The 17,749-nt window shown below is 66.7% G+C and carries 15 protein-coding genes; 9 read left to right on the top strand and 6 right to left on the bottom strand.

Going from position 1 to position 17,749, the window contains the following annotated elements:
* The first annotated feature begins 110 nt into the window (after positions 1-110).
* The 5 genes from WC969_07665 to WC969_07645 all read left to right on the top strand — a co-directional run bounded on the left by WC969_07665 (position 111) and on the right by WC969_07645 (position 8,093).
* Entirely contained in the window at positions 111-671 is a 561-nt protein-coding gene (locus WC969_07665) for a periplasmic heavy metal sensor (GenBank protein ID MFA6029713.1), read from the top strand.
* A 319-nt stretch (positions 672-990) separates the two neighbouring features.
* Positions 991-2,940: a TonB-dependent receptor gene (locus WC969_07660; GenBank protein MFA6029712.1), complete on the top strand. Its 1,950-nt coding sequence runs from the start codon at positions 991-993 to the stop codon at positions 2,938-2,940.
* A gap of 37 nt (positions 2,941-2,977) precedes the next feature.
* Complete coding sequence (locus WC969_07655; protein ID MFA6029711.1) at positions 2,978-3,823, top strand: ABC transporter substrate binding protein; 846 nt, start codon at positions 2,978-2,980, stop codon at positions 3,821-3,823.
* Positions 3,820-6,120, top strand: coding sequence for an ATP-binding protein (locus tag WC969_07650; protein ID MFA6029710.1), 2,301 nt, complete (start codon positions 3,820-3,822; stop codon positions 6,118-6,120). The genes WC969_07655 and WC969_07650 overlap by 4 nt, the downstream gene beginning before the upstream one ends.
* Positions 6,114-8,093, top strand: a complete 1,980-nt coding sequence (locus WC969_07645) for a TonB-dependent receptor (GenBank protein MFA6029709.1) — start codon at positions 6,114-6,116, stop codon at positions 8,091-8,093. The genes WC969_07650 and WC969_07645 overlap by 7 nt, the downstream gene beginning before the upstream one ends.
* Here WC969_07645 and WC969_07640 read toward each other — a convergent pair.
* Both WC969_07640 and WC969_07635 read right to left on the bottom strand, forming a co-directional pair.
* Complete coding sequence (locus tag WC969_07640) at positions 8,090-8,512, bottom strand: response regulator (protein MFA6029708.1); 423 nt, start codon at positions 8,510-8,512, stop codon at positions 8,090-8,092. The two genes, WC969_07645 and WC969_07640, sit on opposite strands and share 4 nt — an antisense overlap.
* 137 nt (positions 8,513-8,649) lie before the next feature.
* Positions 8,650-10,140 (bottom strand): hypothetical protein, encoded by a 1,491-nt coding sequence (locus WC969_07635; GenBank protein MFA6029707.1) that lies wholly within the window; start codon positions 10,138-10,140, stop codon positions 8,650-8,652.
* 141 nt (positions 10,141-10,281) lie between these two features.
* Here WC969_07635 and cysS point away from each other — a divergent pair, with 141 nt between their 5' ends.
* The 4 genes from cysS to WC969_07615 all read left to right on the top strand — a co-directional run bounded on the left by cysS (position 10,282) and on the right by WC969_07615 (position 14,470).
* Positions 10,282-11,673: a cysteine--tRNA ligase gene (gene cysS / locus WC969_07630; GenBank protein MFA6029706.1), complete on the top strand. Its 1,392-nt coding sequence runs from the start codon at positions 10,282-10,284 to the stop codon at positions 11,671-11,673.
* A gap of 16 nt (positions 11,674-11,689) precedes the next feature.
* Positions 11,690-12,436, top strand: coding sequence for a 23S rRNA (guanosine(2251)-2'-O)-methyltransferase RlmB (gene rlmB / locus WC969_07625; GenBank protein MFA6029705.1), 747 nt, complete (start codon positions 11,690-11,692; stop codon positions 12,434-12,436).
* The gene (locus WC969_07620) at positions 12,433-13,317 is read left to right on the top strand and encodes a cation diffusion facilitator family transporter (GenBank protein ID MFA6029704.1); all 885 of its coding nucleotides are present in this window, start codon (positions 12,433-12,435) and stop codon (positions 13,315-13,317) included. Before rlmB ends, WC969_07620 begins: the two co-directional genes overlap by 4 nt.
* Before the next feature lie 601 nt (positions 13,318-13,918).
* On the top strand, positions 13,919-14,470 hold the full coding sequence (locus WC969_07615; protein MFA6029703.1) for a hypothetical protein: 552 nt from the start codon (positions 13,919-13,921) through the stop codon (positions 14,468-14,470).
* A gap of 302 nt (positions 14,471-14,772) precedes the next feature.
* Here the strand turns inward: WC969_07615 and WC969_07610 are convergent, their stop codons facing one another.
* The 4 genes from WC969_07610 to WC969_07595 form a co-directional block, all read right to left on the bottom strand.
* Positions 14,773-15,162: a response regulator gene (locus WC969_07610; protein ID MFA6029702.1), complete on the bottom strand. Its 390-nt coding sequence runs from the start codon at positions 15,160-15,162 to the stop codon at positions 14,773-14,775.
* Complete coding sequence (locus WC969_07605) at positions 15,162-15,617, bottom strand: MauE/DoxX family redox-associated membrane protein (protein MFA6029701.1); 456 nt, start codon at positions 15,615-15,617, stop codon at positions 15,162-15,164. Before WC969_07605 ends, WC969_07610 begins: the two co-directional genes overlap by 1 nt.
* On the bottom strand, positions 15,614-16,243 hold the full coding sequence (locus tag WC969_07600) for a thioredoxin domain-containing protein (GenBank protein ID MFA6029700.1): 630 nt from the start codon (positions 16,241-16,243) through the stop codon (positions 15,614-15,616). Before WC969_07600 ends, WC969_07605 begins: the two co-directional genes overlap by 4 nt.
* 79 nt (positions 16,244-16,322) lie before the next feature.
* Entirely contained in the window at positions 16,323-17,639 is a 1,317-nt protein-coding gene (locus WC969_07595) for a S8 family peptidase (protein ID MFA6029699.1), read from the bottom strand.
* Positions 17,640-17,749 lie beyond the last annotated feature (110 nt).

The raw sequence follows: 17,749 nt of genomic DNA, 5'->3' as shown, positions 1-17,749 counted from the left end.
AAGGAAAGTCGTTTTCAAGACGGGTCCATACCCTTGATGAAACGGGCTTCCCTTCGCGACACAAACGAGGTAGAGTGGGCGTCTAAAGGATGTCGGACAAAGGAGGAAGCATGAAACGATCCATATACGTGCTGTTGACGGTCTCCCTGCTGCTGGCGGGGCTGTCGGTCGTGAAGGCGCAGGAGAAGAGGGACCCCAAGGCGGCGGCCGGGGAGAAGTCGATGGGCTCGCGCGGCGACAAGCTGGGGCTCTCCGCGGAACAGAAGGAGAAGCTCGAGGTCGCGATGAAGGCGGAGCGCACGGCGATGAAGCCCCTTCAGCGGGAGATGCGGGACGCGATCACGAAGCTCAGCGACCTGCTCGAGGACAACGCCTCGGACAAGGATCTTCAGGCCGGGATGGACCGCGTCGCGGCCGCGCGCAAGGCCATCGCCGCGGAGCATGAGCGCTTCGAGGCCTCGCTCTCCTTTCTGCCGGTCAAGGCGCGGGCGGGGATGCTCGTCCACATGAGCCGGGGCATGGGCGGGATGGGCGGCATGGGGCCCGGCGGGATGAAAGGGCACCCCGGCATGATGGGCGGCGGCGGCGGCATGCCCGGCCGCGGCATGCAGAACCGCCCGCCTCAGGGTCCTCCGGAAGGCGCGCCGGAGAAGGAAGACGCCGGCGACTGACCCGAGCGCTTGCGCGGACGAAAAGGGCCCCCCGGAGTCTCCGGGGGGCCCTTCTTTCATTGTCGTCCGGTGTCGTGTCGAATCCAGTGAGAACGTGCCCCCGACGGGTATGGCCCGGCATCCGGGCTTTGCGATTTTTGCATTTGCCTTGACAGACGCAGGGGTTCGGCTATACTGAGAAGCGGAGGAGGTCCAGGCCTTTAGGATGAATTAAGCGGCGTTTAATCCTCCGGCAAGCTTCATCCGTCATACTACGGCAAGAGGAGGTGGGATGAGGGGAGCGCGTGTCGTCGTTTTCTGCATTCCGGTCCTTTTCTGCATGTCCTCGCGCTCTTTCTCCGCAGAGAACGCGGATCTCGATTTCTTCGAGGAGGAGGCGCGCGTCCTGTCCGCCTCCAAGTATCCGCAGAGGGTCTCCGATGCTCCCGCAGCCACGCAGATCGTCACGGCGGAAGACATCGCGAACTACGGCTATCGCACCTTGGCCGATGCGCTCCAGAGCATACCGGGCATCTACGGGACCTGCGATCGGAATTACACCTACCTATGGGTGCGGGGTTTCGGCCGTCCGGCGGATTACAACAACCGTATACTTCTTCTCATCAACGGGCACCGCATCAACGAGAACGTCTACGGCTCGAATTACGTCGGATATGAATCCCTCGTGGACATCTCTTCCGTCGAGCGCATCGAAGTCGTCAAGGGTCCCGCGTCCGCCCTCTACGGAGACAACGCCTTCTTCGCCGTCGTGAACGTCGTGACGCGCGGGGCCGGGAGCTCTCCTCCGGCCCGGGCTCGCACCGAGGGGGGGAGCTACGGCACGCACCGGGAGTTCGCGGAGGCCTCCCACCGGCATGAGAACGGATGGGAGTGGTACGCCGCGGGAGCTTACCGCCGGATGCAGGGCCGCGACCTCGTTTATCCGGAGTTCTCGGGGACCAACGGAGGGAAGGCCGAGAACGCCGACCGCGAGGAGAGCAAGTCGTTCTACGCGAGCCTGTCTCGGCCGGGATGGATGCTCCAGGGCGGACTCAATGTTCGCGACAAGACGCTTCCGACCGCGCCTTTCGGGACGCGCTTCAACGACAACGGCACGTTCACCACGGATACTCGCAGCTTCTTCGAGATCTCCATGCTGGACCTCAAGGTGCATGAGAACGTGCGGCTCACGGGACGATCGTACGTCGACGGGTATGGGTATCATGCGGATTATGTCTATGACAACTCGACCCCGCCGCCGGATCTCCTGATCAACAAGGACGTCGTGAAGTCCGCCTGGTACGGAGAGGAGGTCCGCGGCCGCTTCACGTTCTTCGGCGACGAACATCCGCTCCTGTTGGGAGAGGAGTTCGAGAAGAGCCTTCTCGGACGGCAGATCAATTACGACCAGGACCCGCATCAGGACTACCTTGACGACAACCGCGCCGAATACCGGTGGGCGCTCTTCGGCCAGCAGGAACTCCGGTTGCGCAGCGATCTGGTCCTGACCCTCGGCCTCCGATATGACCGGTATGAGGCTTTCGGACATGTCTTCAACCCGCGTACCGCCGTCGTCTATCACCCCTGGAGGGGAAGCAGTCTCAAGCTCCTTTACGGCACGGCGTTCCGCGGACCGACGCCGTTCGAACGCTTCTACACCGCCGGCGCGATGAGCGTGGCGAACCCGGGGCTCGTTCCCGAAAAGATCAGGACGTATGAGGTCGCATTCGAGCAAGAGTACTCTTCCCGTCGATTCCTGAGCGTGAGCCTCTTCCGAAACAAGATCACCGACCTCATCAGCCAGATCACGCGGCCGGACGGGAGCATCCAATACGTCAACAATGAGCACGTGCGGACCGAGGGAGCGGAGTTCTATGCGAAAGGGGACATGACGAAGAACCTCAGCGCTCATCTCGGGTACACGCTGCAGTCGACCCGGATCGAGGGAGGAGACCGCCTGAGCAATTCTCCCACGCATATCGCGAACCTGGGCTTGAGCCGGCTTCTGACTTTCCGAAAGAGCAGGATATCTCTGGAGGGCTTCCTGGTGAGCGCCCGGCGGACGTATCAGGGTTCGACTCTGCCGGCCACGGGATTGTTGTCCGTGGCCGTCCGAACAGCGCCCGGACCGGAGGGGCTCGACGTGTACGCGTCGGTCCAGAACGTCCTGGACACGGAGTATCGCGTCTCCGGCGCGGCCGAGCATACTCAATCCGCCATCCAGCAGGACGGGCGCAACTATCTCCTCGGGCTGGAGTACCGTTTCGGGGTGGCTCGCGGTGGGCGCTGACATGAGAGCCTTCGAGAAAGTTCGGCGACGGGGCGGGATGGCCATCGCCGTCGCGCTCATCCTGGTCTCTTCGGGATGGGCCAAGGACGAGGTGGTCGCCGTCCTCGGCTCCGACGCGATGCCTTATCGGGAGGCCCTCGCCGGCTTCGAGCAGGAGTACGGCGGACCGGTCCCGACGGTCTTCCTTTCCCAGGGAGAGCCCCATCTTCCTCCCGAGGTCCGTATCGTGGCCGCTTTCGGGGCCAAAGCCGTCGTTCATGAGTACGGCCGACGGGAATGGCTCGTCTGTTCCATGTCTCCGGGGACGGTCCGCGAAGGACCGCGCATCGTCAGGGTCGGTCTGGAGCCGAGTCCCGCCGAACTGATCTCGCGTCTGATCCGGATGCAGCCCGGCCTCAAGAGACTCGGGGTCGTCTGGACTTCCGATCCGTATGAGGGCTACCTCGAAAGTCTGAGCGAAGCGGCGGAGTCGCTGGGTGTCTCCATCGAGGGACGCCGCGCCAGGAGTCCGTCGGATATCCCCTTGCTGCTTCGCGATCTGCATCGCAAGGTCGACGCGTTATGGCTGCCTCCGGACCCTCTCCTCCTCTCTCAGGGGAGCATGGTCACCTTCAGAGACTTCTCCCTCTCCAACCAGGTGCCTCTCTATGTCCCGACCGAAGGGCTGGTCAAAGACGGCGTGTTCGCCTCGGCGGGGGTCGGTTTCCGCGAGGTGGGGCGAAGCACGGGGCGCGTGGTCCGAGACCTCCTCGCCGGCTCCCCGCCGAAGGGAGACCTCTATCCGAAGGTCGTCACGGTCGCCGTCAGCAAGACGGCGGCGGAGAGCTTCAAGCAGCGGATCTCGGGGACGGCGCTCCAACAGGCCGACAAGGTCCTCCCATGAAGCTCCAGACCAAGATCCTGGGAGGCCTGCTGGTGCTGCAGCTGCTGTCCTTCCTTCCGATCGTCTATTTCTCGCAGAAAGCGGTCCATGCCGTCCTCATCGACGAACTGACGCAGCTCTCCTTGTCGAAATCCTCCGATTTCGGGGTGCAGGCGTCGGCCGGCGTCGCGGCCGCCGACGAGAAGCGCCTCCTCCCCATCCTGCAGGACGCCGCCAAGGAGTTGAAGGCCTCCTACGTGCTGGCGCTGGACCCCTCCGGCCGGGTCCTCGCACATACGAACGTCGTCGAGGCGGGGCGGATCTATGACGACCCGCAGACGCGTGCGGCGCTGAGCGCCGACAAGCCGTTGTCCCACTGGGCCCGCTACGGCGAGGAGACCGTGCTCGATCTCGCGATCCCCGTCTGGGTCCGGGACGACGATTTCCTGCTGGCGCACGAGGAGGGGGGAGGAAGACGTCTGGGAGCCCTTCGCGTCGGCTTGCCGCTGCGCGGCGTCGTCGAGACCGACCGACGCATCCTCGGGAGGATCGCGCTCATCATGCTCCTCGCCGGCGCCTGCATGCTCGTCGCCGTCCGGCTCCTCCTGAGGCGCACGCTCTCCCCGATCCGGGAGCTCGCCGAGTCGGTCTCCCAGGTCGGGCACGGCCGATACGGTCTCACGGTCCCCATCCATTCGCGCGACGAGGTCGGAGAGCTGGCGCGTACGTTCAATCGCATGAGCGTGGACCTGGACCGCACGCTGCGCAGCATCGTCGACATCGTGCTCGTCGCGGACGCGCAGGGATCGATCCGGGTCGTCAATCAGGTCGGCACGAAGCTCCTGGGCTACGCGGAGGAGGAACTCCTGGGACGTCCCATACATGCCCTGTTCGAGGAGCTGCTTCCTCAGAGTCCCGTCGGGAAGTCGGCGGACATCCTTGCGAGCATCGTCGCGGGGAGGATGCCCGCGGAGGGGATGGCCCGCGACATCGAGACGCTGATGATCGACAAGATCGGCAAGCGCATCCCCGTCCTCCTCGCCGCTTCCGCCATGACGGACGGCTCCGGGGGGGCGGCGGGGGTCATCCTCATCGCCAAGGACCTTTCCGAGCGCAGGAAGATGGAGATGATGCTCCGCCATTCGGAAAAGATCGCGGCCGTCGGGCGTCTGGCCGGCGGCGTGGCTCACGACTTCAACAACATCCTCACCGCGGTCACGGGCTATGCCAATTTCCTCCTCGAGAGCCTTCCGAAGGGGAGCGAGAATCACGATGACGTGCTGGAGATCAAGAAGGCCGCGGCGAGGGCCTCCACGCTGACGCGCCAGATGCTCGCGTTCAGCCGCAAGCAGGTGCTGCAGGCGGTCGTCCTGGACCTCAACGCCCTGCTTACGAACACGGCGAAGATGCTGAGGACGCTCGTCGGAGAGGATATCGCCCTGACCATGTCCTTGGATCCGGAGCTCGGGAGGGTCAAGGCCGACGCCGGGCAGGTCGAGCAGGTCGTCATCAACCTCGTCATCAACGCGCGCGATGCGATGCCGCACGGCGGGAAGATCGCGATCGAGACGAGGAACATGGAGTTCGCGCAGGCCCAGGCGCATACGCATGGAGAGATCGCTCCGGGCCGTTACGCGATGATCGCCATCACCGATACCGGGGAGGGCATGTCCAAGGAGACCCAGACGCATCTTTTCGAGCCGTTCTTCACCACCAAAGAGCGCGGGAAGGGGACCGGTCTGGGGCTGGCCACCTCTCACGGCATCGTCCTGCAGAGCGGCGGGAGCGTCGCCGTTTACAGCGAGCTCAACCGGGGGACGACCTTCAAAGTCTATCTCCCTCTGACTCCGGAGGTTCTGCGGGAGGGCTCGCCGTTCCCGGCGCCCGCCGAAGTGCGGCGCGGGGACGAGACCATCCTCCTGGTGGAGGATGACCAGGCGGCGCAGGCGGTCGCACGCAGAACGCTCGAAGGGAACGGCTATCGGGTCCTCGCGGCCGACGATGGGGCGGCTGCGCTGCTGCTTTATCAGGAGCATCGCGGGAGCATCCACCTCCTTTTGACGGATGTCGTGATGCCTGGGATGACCGGATTGGAGCTGGCCAGGAGGGTGCTCGCGGAACATCCCGGCCTCCCGGTCCTCTACATGTCCGGCTATACCGAGCACGCCGCCATCCAGGAAGAGCTGCTGGCGAGCCGCGCGTTCATCCAGAAGCCTTTTTCTCCCGATAGTCTCGCCGCGAAAGTCCACGAAGTCCTGGCGGCGCACCATGCTTCGACGGGCGGTGCGAGATCGGAACCCGAGGGGCCCCCATGCTGAACAAGCGCGAGGCGGCGTTCGTAATCGGAATACTCCTGAGCGGTCCGGCGGTCCTCTCCGCGCGAGCCGGGGTGAGCGATGAGGATATCCGCTTTTTCGAGGACGAGGCGCGCGTCATCACCGCTTCCCGCCTGCCGCAGACCTCCGCGCGGCTCCCCGCGACCGTCTATGTCCTCACGGCCGAAGAAATCCGGGCCTCGGGTGCGCAAACGCTCTGGGACGCCTTTCGGTCTCTTCCCGGCGTGGACGTGGTTCAGACCCAGACTTCGCAGGGGGAGGTCGGCGTCCGGGGCATGGCCAAGCCGCTCAACAACCGGACCCTCATCCTCCTCGACGGGCGCACGGTGCTCAACGGCTTCTTCGACTTCGTCACGTGGGAGGCCCTTCCGGTCACGCTGGAGGAGATCGAGCGCATCGAGGTCGTCGCGGGTCCCGCGTCGGCTCTGTACGGGGCCAACGCCGTCAGCGGGGTGATCAACATCGTCACGAAGTCTCCGGAGCGGCTCGGCGGCGGGCAGGCGAGCTATTCCTTCGGCGAACGGAGGGCCCATCTCGGAAGCTTGGTCTACGGCGGGCGGCAGGGGGACTTCTCCTACAAGGGCGCGGGGTCCTGGCGCTCCACGCACCGCTTCGAGGATGCGTCCCGTCGGGCCTCCGAGGTGGGGAAAGCGCATGTCGCCGCCTCCTGGCGATTCTCGGAGGAGCAGGAACTGGGCTTCTCCGGCGGCGGGGCGAACCTCGACGTGCTCACAAACACCGGCGGCGGAGGAACGGGCTCGGAGGACGGGCAGGTCCATTTCGCGCGCGTGGACTATCGCTTGCGCGGCACGAGGGTCCGGGGCTTCTGGAACCGCGGCCGCACGGTCCTGCATACCCAGGATGAGTCGAATCTGGATTACGACACCGTGGACTTCGACATCCATCAGACTTTCGAGCTCCCCTGGAGCAACTCCCTGGTGGTCGGCGGCGGGTATCGGAACAACGCGATGAGTTCGAGGACCTTTCTTCCCGTTCGCACGACCCAGGACCTCTGGAACCTCTACTTCGAGGACCGCTGGGAGCCCTGGTCGCGCTGGACCTTCCTGGCGAGCGGGAGGATCGACCGGCACCCGTATTCGGGGAGAGTATTCTCTCCTCGGGGGAGCGCCGTCTTCGAGCCGCGCAGCGGACATATCCTGCGCTTCTCCGCGGCGACCTCTTTCCGCAATCCCACCTTGGCGGAGAACTACCTGAATTCCGTCCGGACGTCCCCTGCCGTCGCGCCGGGCTTGGTCGATAACGGCTTCACGGACCTCGAGGCGACGACGATCGGCGCCCGGGACCTCAAGCCCGAGAAGGCCACTCAGTTCGAGCTCTCCTACCAGGCACGCGTCGAGTCCTTTCAGGTCTCGCTCACGGGCTTCCACTATCGCATCCAGGACTTCATCACGACCACGGTCCCGCTCGAGGATCCCGCGGGCTGGCCGTTGATGAGGGTCCGGTCCTCCTACACGAACCGCGGGCAAGGGAGCGGTTGGGGCGGGGAACTGGGCGTGGAGTATCGGCCGAAGCCGGAGTACTCCGCGTTCGCGAACTACTCCTACCAATGCCTGGTCGGAGACCTGGAGTCGACCATCGGCGAGTGCGGCGGCCCCCGCAGCAAGGCCAACGCGGGCCTGCGGGCCCGCAAGGACGGCTGGAGCGGCAGCCTGTGGGCGAACTGGGTGGGAGCGACGTACTGGCACGACTATGATTCCTCGCTCGCGGCCGATCAGATCCGCAGGGCGAAGGTCGCGGACTATCTGGTGATGAATCTTCATCTGGAGCACGCGTTCAAGGGGCGTTTGAAAGGGCTCTCGGCGGGCGTCAGCGCCTTCAACTTCCTCGACCGCAAGCACTACGAACTCACTCGCTATGAGAGTCCCGTGGTCACGGGGCAGAACGGCGTGCTCGTGCGCTCCCGATGGATCGGGACGCTCGCCTACAGGTTTTAGGAGGGCTTTTCGGCGGACGGGGCGGCCGCTCCGCTGCGGCGCTGGAGGGCCTTGAGGCGCGAGCGGAGCTCGGCGGGGTCGAAGGGCTTCGTCATGTAGTCGTCGGCGCCCAACTCCAGGATCTCGACCTCGGTGTGGGTCTCGATGAGTCCCGTGAGCACGAGGATGGGGACGGAGAGCGTACGCTCGTCGCTGCGCAGGACCCGGCAGACGGAGCCGCCGTCGAGAGTGGGCATGCAGAGGTCGAGGATGATGAGGGCGGGCATCCGTTCGAAGATGATGGTGAGAGCCTCCTTGCCGTCGCCCGCCTCGAGGACCCGGAAGCCGCAGCCGTTGAGCGTGCGGGAGACGATCGTTCTGACCATCTTCTCGTCGTCTACGACCAGTACTGTGCGTTCTTCGCCGAGCCCGTTCTCCATATCCACAGCATAGCCCGCCGGGCTGAAGGCGGCCTTATGCGGGGCTTAAGCAATCCTTAGTCTTTCGTGCTTAGAAGCCATCCAGAAACCAGGCCGAAAGCCGCGTTTGCAGGCGCAGCGGGGTTTTGGGATGGCTTCTAGTTGGGGGCGCCGATGCCGTAGAGGCCCGGGCGGTGCTTCTTCACATACTCGTAGGCCGCCCAGGGCATGAGCTCGTAGTTGCCCTTGCGCACCTGGGTGGAGGAGGCCTCGAAGCCCACGTCCTTGAGGAAGTGCACATCGAGCGGCGTCTGGAGGCGCTTGAGCGGCACGTCGCGCTCCACGAAGGCCAGGCTCACGGAGTGCTTCGAGCGGTCGATGAGCTTCGGGTCGGCGAGCTTCTTGGCGATCTTGTTGAGGGTGTCGTCGCTGCCGCTTTCGGTGGTGAAGCGGTAGTGGTCGCCGCCCACGATGTAGAAGGCGTCGATCTTCTGCTCGGGGTTGAGCTCGAGGATGCGGAAGATGTTCGTCTCCCCGTCGAAGGTGTTGCCCACCCCGATCGACGAGTACTGGAAGAGCGGGCTGAACTGCTCGAGCACCGCGCGGCCCATCGGATGCCGGAAGGCCGCCTCCGTCATGTTGGGCTTGCGCGTGTCGTCGCCCTGGAGGATGAAGACCACCTTGTCGAGCTTGAGCTCGGCGATGGCGCGCAGGCCGATGATGAGATGCGCCCACTGGAAGGGGTCGGCCGCGACCGGGTAGACGCCCACGCGCAGCGTGCGCGCTTCCGGCTTCACGGGCGCATCCTCCGCCGAGGCGCGCAGCAGCGTGCGCTGGGGGGAGACGACGCTGCGCAGGATGAGGGCGCGGATCTTGTTGAAGGCCTCGCGGCCGGCCTGGAGGATGGTGCCCGCCAGGATGGGGGCGTGTCCGAGCTCGGCGGTCATCGCGGAGATCTGGGCCTCGAAGCGGCCCATCGCGCCTTCGATCGCGCGGCGGCCGCTCTCTTCGCGGGCGTTCTTCGCGGCCGCGTCGGTCCCTGCGACGCCGTTGCGGGAATGCCCCTGGCCCGCGGCGTCCTCGACCGCGCGGGGAGTGAACGCGCGGCGCAGCTCCTCGATGCGCCGGTCGATGCGGTCCTGGGCGTTCTTCGTTCCCGCGCGCTTGTCGGCTTTCTCCTGCGCGGTGATGGCCGCGGACTCCGCCGAGAGCGCGGCGTCCTTGGGGCCCTGGCCCGCGACCTTGTCCGGGGCGGCGGCTCCGTCGACCTGGACGGGGGGCAGGACCTGCGACGCGGCGCCGAGCTGAGGGGCTGGGGTGTGGACGGGCGCGGAGCCCGCGGGGGCGTTCCCCTGCGGGACGGCGGTCGGCGCGGGGAGCGCGGAGGCGGGGGCCGGGGTGAAGGTCGCGGCGGCTTTCGTCTCCGTCTGCGCGACGGGGGTCTTCGTCGTCGGCAGGGAGGTCGGGAGCGCCAGGGACGGCGCGATGTTCGCGGGGGCGACGCTGCCGGCCTGGGTGCCGGGGAGGCCGACCGGAACGACGGTCTCCGTGACGGCGGTGGTCGTGGTCCCGCTGCGGCCGGTCTGGGCGAGCGCGGGGAGCGGGAAGGCGAGCAGGAGCGCGAGGAAGAGGGAGAAGAGGTTGTTCATAGCGGCATATTATCCCATGTCGGGGGGGGTGCGCGATACGGCCGGAAGGCCCGCTTCCCCCGGGTCCGGTGGCCCGCCGGGGCGTGGGTCTTCCGGCGGGGAGGCCCCCGACGGGGGCGGCGATTTAATAGAATAGGCGGGATGAGCGCTCCCCTCCTCCTCTACAACACCCTCACGCGCGCGAAGGAGACCTTCTCCCCCGCGGGGCCCGACGGGGTCGTCGGGCTCTACACCTGCGGCCCGACCGTCTACAACTACCTGCACGTCGGCAACTACCGCACCTACGTCTTCGAAGACGCCCTGCGCCGGACCCTCGAGTTCCTCGGCCTGCGCGTGCGCCACGTCATGAACATCACCGACGTGGGGCACCTCACCAGCGACGCCGACGCCGGCGAGGACAAGCTCGAGCTGGGCGCCGCCCGCGAGGGGAAGACCGCCTGGGACATCGCCGCGCTCTACACGCAGAGCTTCGTCGACGACTCGAAGAAGCTCAACCTCCTGCCCCCGCACGTGCTCTGCCGCGCGACCGAGCACATCCCCGAGCAGATCGCCCTCGTGCGGCGGCTCGAGGAGCGCGGGCTCACCTACAAGACCTCCGACGGCATCTACTTCGACACCGCGCGCTTCCCCGCCTACGGCTCGCTCGCGGGCGGCCGCGCCCGCCTCGAGGGCCTGCAGGAAGGGGCCCGCGTCGTCGCCAACGCCGAGAAGCGCAACCCGACCGACTTCGCTCTCTGGAAGTTCTCCGGCGAGGGGGCGAAGCGCCAGATGGAGTGGGACGCCCCGTGGGGACGCGGCTTCCCGGGCTGGCACATCGAATGCTCGGCGATGGCGATGAAGTACCTCGGCGAGACCTTCGACATCCACTGCGGCGGCATCGACCACGTGCCGATCCACCACACCAACGAGATCGCCCAGGCCGAGGCGGCGACCGGCAAGCCCTTCGTGCGGCTCTGGATGCACGGCGAGTTCCTCGTCGTCAACAAGCTGAAGATGGCCAAGTCGGCCGGCGGCTTCATCCGCCTCGCGGACCTCGAGGGCAAGGGCTTCGACCCCCTCGACTACCGCTACTTCTGCTTCGGCGCGCACTACCGCCGCCAGCTCGAGTTCTCCTGGGAGGCGCTCGAGGCGGCGAAGACCGCGCGGCGCCGCCTGGCCGAGCGCGCGAAGGACCTCTCCGCGGTCCCGGTCCCTTCGGCGGGCCTGAGCGCCGAACTCGAACTCTTCCGCGGGCGCGTCGCCGACGACCTCGACATGCCCGGGGCTTTGGCCGTGCTCTGGGACGCGCTCCGCGAACTTCCTCCCGGCGAGCAGCATGCGCTGCTCGTCGAAGCCGACAAGGTGCTGGGCCTGCGTCTCTTCGAGGCCTCCTCCGACGCGCTGGCGGCCGACCTTCAGGCCCTCTTCGACCGCTACGTGGACTCGCGGCGCCGCAAGGATTTCCCCGCTTCGGACGCGCTCCGCAAGGAGCTGGCCGGACGCGGGATCAAGGTCAAGGACACCCGCGAGGGGTCCAGCTGGTCGCGGATTTAGTCCGCTCAGGAGAATCATGAGACAACCCGTCCGATGGCTCTACGGGACGCACGTCGTCGAGGAGACGCTCGGCTCCGACCGCGAGACGGTGCGCGAGCTCTGGATCCAGCGCGACCGGGGCAAGAACTCCGAGGAGCTGGCCCGCAAGGCCCGGGCGCTCGGCGCGCGCGTGAAGTGGGTCTCGCGCCGCGACCTCGACAAGCTCTCGGCCGGCATCCCGCACCAGGGGCTCGCCGTGCAGACCGAGGCGCCCGGCGGCGAGGACCTCGAGGAGTTCCTCTCGGGGCTCGACGACAAGCAGCGCGCGAAGACGGTGCTCGTGGCGCTCGACCAGATCCAGGACCCTCAGAACGTCGGGGCCATCGCCCGCAGCGCCCTCTGCCTCGGCGTCTCGGCGATCCTCGCCCCCGACCGCCACACCGCGGGCGTCGGCCCCGGGGCGGCGCGCGCCTCCGCGGGCGCCCTGCAGAAGATCCCCGTCTACCAGGTGGGGAACCTCGCGCAGACCCTGCGGCGGCTGAAGGAGGCCGGCTTCTGGATCTACGGCGGCGACATGGCCGGCAAGGCCGCCTGGGAAGTGAGCTTCAACACCCCGTTCGTCCTCGTCGTCGGCTCCGAGGGGACGGGGATGCGGCCGCTCGTGCAGTCGATGTGCGACGAGGTCGTGGCCATCCCGCAGGACCCCGGCGGCGTCTCGAGTCTCAACGCCTCGGCCGCCGCCGCCGTCCTCCTCTACGAGGCCTACCGCCAGGCGAACGCATGAGCGAGACGCCGGACTGCGAGGGGACCGGACCGGTCGAGGGCGACCCCAAGCCGCTGGCCTGGGCCTTCTCCCTGACGGCCGTCATCTTCCTCGCGGAGCTCGTCGGCGGCTTCTGGTCCGGCTCGCTCGCGCTCCTGGCCGACGCGGCCCACATGGCCGTCGACGTCGCCGCCATCGGCATCGGGCTCTTCGCGGCCTGGGCCTCCCGCCTGCCTCCGGACCGCAAACGCAGCTTCGGCTACCGGCGCGTCGAGGTGCTCGGCGCGCTGCTCAACGGCGTGGGGCTCTGGCTCGTGGTCGGGCTCATCCTGCACGAGGCCTGGGACCGCTTCCAGCAGCCGCCGGCGGTCGAGCACGTCGGGGGGATGCTCCTCATCGCGGTCGTCGGCCTCGTCTGCAACCTCGTCTCGGGACTGGTGCTCTTCCACGACCACAAGCACAGCATGAACGTGCGCGCGGTCTTCTATCACGTGGTCTCCGACGCGCTCGGCTCGATCGGGGCGATCGCCGCCGGCATCGCGATGCTCACCACGGGCTGGTGGTACGCGGACCCGCTGGCGAGCGTGTTCATCTGCCTCCTCATCCTCCCCGCCTCCTTCAACCTCGTGCGCGAGGCGGTGCACATCCTCCTGGAGGGCGCGCCGATGCACCTCGACCCCGAGGCGATCCGCGCCGCCCTGCTCGAGATCGACGGCGTCGAGGCCGTGCACGACCTCCATCTGTGGTGCCTGACCTCCGGGGTCGTGTCCATGAGCGGACACCTCGTCCTCTCTCCGGAGGGGGAAGCCCGCAAGGTCCTCGCGGAGGGGATGCGCCTCATGGACGAGGACTTCCGCATCCGCCACGTCACCCTCCAGGTCGAGCATCCGGAGGATGATTAGATTAGGGTTCGTTCTTCCTTACTGCCCTCCCCTATCGGGGGAGGCTGGGTGGGGGAGGACCGCCATGCATGGATGCCGTCCCCGCCAGAGCAGGGTGTGCCGTTGCTGACCCTGTTCCTCTCGTGTTCCCTCTCCCGTTCTGTTTGAGAAACATGCAAACAATACAAAGCGCGTGATATAATCAGAACACTGTGGCTGACATAATGGATTCGATGTTGGAGGCGCGCATCAACATGCCGATTGAGATCAGAATTTTCCTTGTCATCATCGCCCTTACCTTTTCATCGTGTGGGAAACGCGATGCGTCCGGAGATCGAACTGGGAATGGGACGAATACAGAGCAGGGATGGAAGGGGCTATCTGAGAGTCAGCTTTCAGAACGCATAAGGGATTCAAAAAAGCTGGATGAGAGAAAAAAGCGTTCCTTCTGGCGGTGGTTCCGGAAATGGTCGCTCTAGACAGGCAGGAGACGTCTGATCGCAAAGAGCTGGTGCAGCCTACTCCGCGTGGGTGGAAGCCTCAGAAGTCTGGGCGGGGATTAGCCATCCGCCTTATTCCAGAAAAGACGATTCTTCGAAAAGGAGAAAAATTACGATACTGCTTGGAGATCCGGAACATCGGAGATGAAATTGTTTCTCTCGTTGAGGTTCCAGTTTCATTCATTAAGAGCGGCAGTCTTCATCTGTCGCAGGGATTCGAGTTTTATGTGACACCGCCGGGTGGGAAGACAGCCAGAATGCTTGGTAGTTACTTGGAAGATCGTCTTGTGAGAGAGGAGATTGAATTCCCGGAGAATTGGACTGAGGGGCAGAAGGCAGCGGCTTTTGAAAGGTTGAAAGCCAATGAGAAGACGAGCGGCGGGTTGCAGCTTGCCCTTCACCCTGGAGAGACTTTGTCGACGAGACCGGATACTCCTCCTCCGAACAGGTTCAGGGATCTGGCGTCTCGTTTTCAGTTCGACAAACCCGGGACATATCGCATCAGAGCCGTGTACGCCCCCCCGCGCCCGAATCCACCGAATCAGGCGACGATTGTTGAATTAGAGAAGCGAGGAATCCCACGTGAAAGGCAGATGAAGTCTTACGAGGATTCCTTGCATCGTTGGCTCGGTCGAAATGAATCAAACGAGGTCACTATCGAAGTCGCCCCATGAGTGTTTTGCTTTTGTTCTTGCTGTTCCTTCCCATTGACATGGAAGCGGCAACTCTCTGTACGCAGAATTCCAGCTCCCCATGCTGATAGGCGCAGCAGAGAGTCGGGGGAATCTTCCGCTGTCGGTGGTGACAAGGAACCTATCGAGCGGCCTTCAGGCGGCGGCCTCCCCGAATGCATGCAACGTGAGGGAGCTCGTTGCATCCGGTGGCATTGATTCCTAGGCGTATGGCGCGCTCGAATAAGTAAGAACACAAAAGGGACGCCCCCTCGGTTCAAGTGGAGGGGGCGTCCCTTTTGTGATTACTTCCGCTTCTCGGCGATGGCGAGGCAGCGCTCGATCTTGCTCTTGAGCACGTTCATGTCGAGCGGCTTGACCACGTAGTCCACGGCGCCGAAGAGGAGGGCGTCGTTGAGGGTCGCGGCGTCGCTGAGCCCGCTGACGATGAGGATGGGGACCTTCGAGGTCTTCGGGTCCGAGAGGATCTCGCGGGTGAGGGTGATGCCGTCGAGGTCGGGCATCATGATGTCCATGAGGATGAGGTCCGGGATCTCCTTGGCGATCTGGGCCTTCGCCTGCTTCCCGCTCGAGGCGCAGGTCAGGTCGTAGCCCATCGCCGGGATGCCGGTCTCGTAGAGCTCGCAGATTCCCGCGTCGTCGTCCACGGCCAGGATCTTCTTCTTGGCGGCCATCAGTCCCCTCCGTCCATCCATCCGTCGAGCGCGAAGAGCGTCCCCGCGCCGCGCCAGGCCAGAACGGCCAGCGCGATCATGAAGGCGTCCACGGACATCGCCTGCAAAGGGGTGAGGTGCACGCCGCCGAAGCAGCCGCAGCTCTCGAGCTCCAGGCCGCGCGCGAGCGTCGAGGCGAGCGCGGCGATGAAGACCAGGTTCAGCAGCGCCGCGCCGGCGCAGGCGGCGCGGACGAAGGCGCCCAGGAGCAGCGAGAGCCCGAGGACGATCTCCGCGAGCGGCAGGAGGGTCGCGAAAGGCATGAGGAGCTCGGGGGGGACGAGCTTGTAGGCCTCGACGACCGCGGCGAAGTCCTCGGCCGGGGCCCAGGCCTTCTCGAGGCCCGAGAACAGGAAGAGCGCCGCCAGGAGCAGGCGGGCGGCCAGACCGACGCGGGCTCGGGTCTCGGGGCTCATTTCTTCAAGGCCCTCTCGATGAGGTTGAAGCCGGGGCCGCGCAGCTGGCGCACGCCGACGAAGCGCTTCCCGTTGACGAAGAAGGTCGGGGTCGCCCGCACCCAGTGGTCCTTGGCTTCCTTCGCGTCGGCGTCCACCGCCGCGGCCGAGGCGGGGTCCTTGCGGCAGGCCTCGAAGGGGGCGGCCGCGGCGCCGACCTCGCGCGCGTAGCGCGCGAAGAGCGGGGCCGGGTCCTCGACGACGACCCACTCGGCCTGCTTCGTGAAGAGGAGGTCGTGGTAGGCCCAGAACTTCCCCGCGCGGCCCGCGCACTCGGCGGCCACGGCCGCGGCCTGCGCGTGGCGGTGGAAGTCCCAGGGCATGTGCTTGAAGATGAAGCGGATCTTCCCCGGGAAGAGGCCGTCGAGCTGCTTGAGCGGCTCCTCGGAGGCGCGGCAGCCGCCGCACTCGAAGTCCGAGAACATCGCGAGCTCGACGGGGGCGGCGTCGGGGCCGCGGCCGCGGTACTCCGGCGCCTGCGGCCGGTAGGCGGGGCGCGAGAGGCGCAGACCGAGGACGAGCGCCAGCGCGGCGGCGCCGACGCCGGCGGCGCAGAGGAACCGTCGTCCCGCCCGGGTCTTCAGCACGGATAAATCATACTCGCCGGGGAGGGCAAATGGAAGCCCCTCGGCCGACGGGCCGAGGGGCTTCCCGTCCGTGCAAAGTTCAGGACCTGGGGGCCGTCAGGCGCCCGGCGTCGACGAGGCCGGCGCCCTGCTCCTCCTTCGAGAGTCCCGGCAGGGGGGAGGCGGCGGCCTCGAGGGCCGCGCGCAGGGCCTTGGGGCCGTGCGCGCCGTGCGCGGCGGCGAGGGCGGCCAGCCCGGCGACGTGGGGCGAGGCCATCGAGGTCCCGTCCATCGTCTCGTAGGCGCCGCCGAGGTAGCAGGACTCGACCGAGACGCCGGGAGCGGCGAAGGCGACCTGCGGACCGCGGCTCGAGAAGTAGGCGAGCTTTCCCGCGGAGTCGATCGCGGAGACCGCGAGGACCTCCGGGTAGACGGCGGGATAGCCGACCTCGCCGCCGGAGTTGCCGGCGGCGGCGACGATCGTGAGGCCGGCCTCGGCGGCGGCCTTCACCGCCTCCTCGAGCGCGGGCGTCCCCTCGCTCGCGCCCAGGCTCATGTTCGCGACGTCCATCTTGTGCTCGACGGCCCACTGGATGCCCTCGATGACGGTGGCGAAGCTCCCGCTGCCGTCGGCGCCGAGGACCTGCACGCCGTAGAGCGCGACCTCCGGGGCGACGCCTACGACGCCCTTGCCGTCGTCGAGGGCGGCGATGGTCCCCGCCACATGCGTGCCGTGCCCGTGCCCGTCGGCGAACTTCTCGTCGTGGGTGATGGAGCTGTAGCCGCCGAGCACGCGCAGGTCGGGGTGCGTCGGGTCGATGCCGGTGTCGATGACGGCGACCTTCACGCCGGCGCCGCGGGTGAGCGGCCAGGCGGCGGCGGCGCGGACGCGCTCGATGCCCCAGGGCGTCTTCTGCCCCGCGGCGGGCGGCGCGGCGGGGACGTCCTTGAGCCAGTTCTGGACGCGGTCGTTCTCGATGCGCACGACCTCCGGGAAGGCGGCGAGCCCCTTCTCGAAAGAGAGGAGGCTCGTCTGCGGCACGGCGATGGAGAGCGCGCTGATGAGCCCGAGCTTGGCGAGCACGACCCCGCCGCCGACCTGCGTGAGCTGGAGCTGGCGCGGCAGCGGCGTGCCCTTCTTGAAGGTGATGATGCGGCGCACCATCGCGTTGGGGCCGACGGCCTCCGGGGCCAGCGGCGAGGGGGCGGGCTGCAGGGCCGGGACCTGGGCCAGGCGCGCTTCGGAAAGAGCGGCGCGCGGGCCGTTCTCCTCTCGCGCCGTCCTTTCGTCGCTCTGGCCCGACGAAAGGAAAGGACGCGCGTCGGGCGTCGAGCCGGAGTCGAAAGGCGAGGCCGCGAAGGACTGCGCGGCGGAAAGGACGACGGCGAAAGCGACGGCAAGCCCGCGGATGGGCATGACCACCTCCTTGCGACGTGCGGCAAAGCGCAGTAGAACAAATCGGCCTTGCGGTGTCAATAAGGGTGTTGTTTTTCCCTAACTCCCCTTCCCGCGGGAAGGGGTAGGGG

It is taken from the genome of Elusimicrobiota bacterium, assembly GCA_041660925.1.
GTDB lineage: Bacteria > Elusimicrobiota > Elusimicrobia > UBA1565 > UBA1565 > JBAZUV01.
Note: the sequence above shows the minus strand (reverse complement) of the source record. Positions and strands in the feature narration are given on the sequence as shown.